This window comes from Carnobacterium sp. 1290_CSPC, from assembly GCF_001053265.1.
Lineage (GTDB): Bacteria > Bacillota > Bacilli > Lactobacillales > Aerococcaceae > Aerococcus > Aerococcus urinaeequi.
Window position 1 is genome coordinate 1 of record NZ_JVVG01000079.1, and the last position, 1,566, is coordinate 1,566.

Below are 1,566 nucleotides of genomic sequence, written 5' to 3' on the forward strand. Positions count from 1 at the left end.
ATAAAAATAAACGAAAGTGGGACTACTTTTTTCGCAAAAGTAGTTTTGTCCCAGCCTCTTGTAAATGAAACTATAGTAAGGCAATTAATGCAGGGTTATCTTAATCTTAAAAATAGTCTATAAAAACTTATCAGAAAATTGAAAATACCGCCATTTTCCCGTTACTATTCCCTTCATATCATGTATAATGGGGGACGTTACAATAAATTCTTCCCGATAGGGTTTGCTTAGGCAAAAATTCCTTGTAACCATAAAATTTATATTTTGGGGGAAACAACATGAATAAACGACTATTTACTTCTGAATCAGTCACAGAAGGACATCCAGATAAGGTTGCTGACCAAATTTCTGATGCCATTCTTGACGCGATTCTTGCACAAGACCCACAAGCTCGTGTCGCTTGCGAAACTGCCGTCAATACAGGACTTGTCCTAGTATTCGGTGAGGTCACAACTAGCGCATATGTGGATATCCAAAAAATCGTTCGCGACACCGTCCGTGAAATTGGTTACCGTGACGGCAAATTCGGCTTCGACGCTGACTCCATCGCCGTATTGGTCTCACTAGACGAACAATCACCCGACATCGCACAAGGTGTTGACGATGCCATTGAAACTCGGGAAAAGGGCGAAGTGGACAACAAGTTGATCGGTGCTGGAGACCAAGGGATTATGTTCGGTTACGCAACAGACGAAACACCAGAGTTAATGCCAATGCCCATTGCATTAAGTCACCGCCTATCTCGCCGACTAGCTGAAGTCCGTAAAAGTGGTGAATTAAACTACTTAGGTCCAGACGGTAAGACACAAGTAACGATGGAATACGATGACAACAACCAACCACAACGTATTGATACCATCGTCATTTCAACACAACATACTGAAGGTATTGAATTAGACCAAATCCGCCAAGACGTGATTAAACACGTTGTTGAGCCAACTATGCCAGAAAACTGGTTAGATGAAAACACACGTTACTTCATCAACCCAACTGGTAAGTTTGTATCTGGTGGTCCAGAAGCCGATTCAGGTTTAACTGGTCGTAAAATTATCGTCGACACTTACGGTGGGTCTGCTCACCACGGTGGTGGGGCCTTCTCAGGTAAAGACGCCACTAAAGTTGACCGGTCTGCTTCATACGCGGCTCGCTATATTGCCAAAAACTTGGTTGCAGCTGGCTTAGCGCGTAAAGTTGAGATCCAATTAGCCTATGCTATTGGGGTTGCAGAACCTGTATCTATTGGGATTGACACATTCGGTACAAGTGATGTATCTGAAATTGATTTAGTTGCTTTAGTTCGCGATAACTTTGACTTAACACCAAATGGTATTATCGACATGTTATCTCTTCGTCAACCAATCTTCAGCAAGACTGCTACTTACGGCCACTTTGGTCGTGATGACCAAGACTTTACTTGGGAAAAAACAGATAAGGTCGACATCTTGAAGAAATAACACAAACAAACCCCAGTAAGGCGGCTCATCGAGGCTACTTACTGGGGTTTTCTGGGTTCTTTTACAAATAGTGTTGGTAAATAATTTTAAAGCACACGAATACGTTTTTTAG

Annotated in this window: 1 protein-coding gene and 1 riboswitch; the gene reads left to right on the forward strand. The window is 42.3% G+C overall.

The genetic code is table 11. From position 1 onward, the window contains the following. The first annotated feature begins 192 nt into the window (after window positions 1-192). Window positions 193-281: riboswitch (SMK box riboswitch) on the forward strand. Next, the gene (metK, locus tag AC973_RS07250) at window positions 279-1,454 is read left to right on the forward strand and encodes a methionine adenosyltransferase (RefSeq protein ID WP_003142625.1); all 1,176 of its coding nucleotides are present in this window, start codon (window positions 279-281) and stop codon (window positions 1,452-1,454) included. It overlaps the preceding riboswitch by 3 nt. The last annotated feature ends 112 nt before the right edge of the window (window positions 1,455-1,566 follow it).